Source organism: Wolbachia endosymbiont of Drosophila leontia (assembly GCF_028981785.1).
Classification (GTDB): Bacteria; Pseudomonadota; Alphaproteobacteria; order Rickettsiales; family Anaplasmataceae; genus Wolbachia; species Wolbachia pipientis.
This window is the reverse complement of sequence record NZ_JAPQLK010000048.1, coordinates 1-2,680: the sequence shown is the minus strand read 5'-3', so window position 1 is coordinate 2,680 and position 2,680 is coordinate 1. Positions and strand designations below refer to the sequence as shown.

The window sequence follows — 2,680 nt, the reverse complement described above, 5'->3', positions numbered from 1 at the left end:
TGAGAAGGAACTGCTACTCAAGTGTTATTTGCTTAACAAATTTACTGAAATAGGCATGGCTAAGTTTGAGATAGCTTCATGAATTTATTGTACGTTACCTACTATCCGAAGAGCGATGCAACAAAGCCCACTGGGATCCAGGAGAAATATGGTCAAGCGCTGGAATGACACCATCACTTAAATAATGGTTATATGAAGAACTCAATACACCAAAACGTAACACTACTATAAGCCCCTCGTCGGTAGATTCCATTACATATCCGTAAGTAGACTGCTTGTTTGTGCTTGCGATAGGCTTATAATCCTTATCGTTGTACGAAATAAAGAGTGTTGCTCCCTTCCAATTCTTTTCCTCACTAATTAAAGTAAAGCTTGCACTATTACCTTTAATATCCGGTAAATCTATCATTTCTACGATGGTTTTGCTAATGTGAGAGGGAGGGTATTCCTTCAGCATAAGTGACCTTGTTGAAGGAAAAGAAAGCTCATATATAGAGTGATCATAACCAACGCCAATTACTTGAATGGACATGCTTTCGAATTTTGTTTTTATAATTCTCACCGTATGCTTTTTCTCACCGTCTAAAATCGTTATTACATCACTTGGCACAAGCCACGCATATTTTATCGGCAGCTTGAAATTGTATATATTTCTCTCTTGCCACGAAGAATAAAGTAAAACCTCAGCTATATTTTGCGCCTCTCCCTCCTCCATAATGAGCGGTATTTCAACTGTTATAGCAGCGCCTTGCTTTGGCAACTCAGCATATTTAACATCAATTGGATAGCCAAAATTGCGATTAAAATAAACGACGTTAACTTTATTGTTTAAATCTAATTGACTGATATTAGCAAGTTTTGAATTGTTACTGAAAACCATTTCACCAATTGGTATTCCAGTCGTAACTCCCCTGCCCTTTTGGACAAATTTCAGTTTAGAGTCCTGTTCAACCACATCAAAAAAATAGCAACTTTGCAGCATTTTAATAATTGAACGTACCGATTGCTGGTCATTTATTACATATCCAGACAATAATCCTTTAACATCACTCGTATCGAACTGATCGCTTTTTAAACCTGCTTTTTGTAATAGATCCGATAAAACATCGGAAATATTAAGCTGTGAAAGCTTTCCCTGAATCCAATGTCCTGTCTGCCAATTATGGCAGTCAGTCCACATATCACACAAATTGGGGAAATAAGGAAATGGCCTTGCATCCCACGCCCAGAGAAACATTTTTTCTACCATTTCCGAGCTTTGCCACTTCTTTAGCGTTCCTTCAATTGCAATTTTTTGCGAAAGAAAGCTCACCTCTCCGTTTGAATATCGTGGATATTTGCTCTCTATGCTGCCTTTGTCAACAAACACATTTGGCTCATTAGTGCAGCCGTTCATACTGGGAAATCTATACTCAGTAAACCATATTTTTTTCATTTTTGGTTGCCATTTCGTTTTACTACCACCTGGATTTATGTGAGTTTCACTCCACCATTTTGCTATGTTTTTCCACGCATACCTGCTGTCGTTATACTTTACTCTTTCAGGCTCACCCTTTGAGTAATCATAGAAATAATCATACCCCACTCCACTGCTCCAACCACCCATTACATCTTCCACGGAATAACCAAAAGGAGGCTCTGGACCATCAGTCAGTGGAAAATAAGCATCTATGCCAACAACGTCGATATACTCTGAAGACCACAGTTCATCCATATTATACCAACCATCATATGAGTGGTATTCGCTCCAATCTGCAGCGTAGGTAACTGTTACTTCTTTTCCAAGATTAAGTTTTATCTGCTTTGCAAGCTTGACCAGCTCTATAACGGCAGGGTAATTCCCTTGTTCATCCCTGATTTTGGTAAGTTGCGCAAATTCAGAACCAATGATAAACCCTTCCACTTTAGTTTGTTTGGCAATGCTTGCATAATGCTCTATAAATTTGTTGTACTGATTCTTAAAAAAATCACTTATATCTTCAGGAGTCCCGCTCAACCTTCCTCGCCACCCTTTGTTCTTTGTATCAAGTAAGGGCATTGGATAGAGCATCACCTTGTAGCCTCTGCTGTGTAGCTCTTCTATATATCTTATCAACGCTGCATCACTAACTGTGCCACCATACCTTGGGTTTCCACTCGCATCTTTTGAAATTAGCTGAGCATTATCTCTGGTTACACCCCCTACTTGCCAATCATCAGGTAATATTGCGGAATCATCTTGAAATTCAACTGCAGGATATATTTTACAATCTTTAATGTTCAGATCATTCACAAACCAATTGACTACTACCGATACCCACTCAACATTTGGTAAATCTCCCTTTAATTGATCCAAAGAAAGCATTGCATCGCTCTTTTTAGTGTGGTTGTTGTGATTTACCCTTTGCGCCAGCCCATATGGGATATATTGGTTGCTGCTTATTTTCTCTTGCGCGATTTTCTTCTGTATTTTTGTATCATATACAAACTCTCCTGAGCCTGGTGTTATATTGATATTCCGAATATTTTTTGCTACTGAAAATTCATTTGACTTTACTGCAGTTTGCACTTCAAACGTAAATACCGGAACATGATTATTATAGTCTGCTAAAGGAAAATTCTTGATGACTATGTAAGAACCTGTTAAGGATCTCGAAAATATGAGGTAAAATAAGCATAGTTAAGAAAGAGGTATATCTAT

At 38.1% G+C, this 2,680-nt stretch carries 1 protein-coding gene; it reads right to left on the bottom strand.

All coding sequences use genetic code 11. The features are described 5' to 3' along the window. Positions 1 to 94: 94 nt before the first annotated feature. Positions 95 to 2,548, bottom strand: coding sequence for a glycoside hydrolase/phage tail family protein (locus OZD63_RS01515; RefSeq protein WP_275007936.1), 2,454 nt, complete (start codon positions 2,546 to 2,548; stop codon positions 95 to 97). Between the last annotated feature and the right edge of the window lie 132 nt (positions 2,549 to 2,680).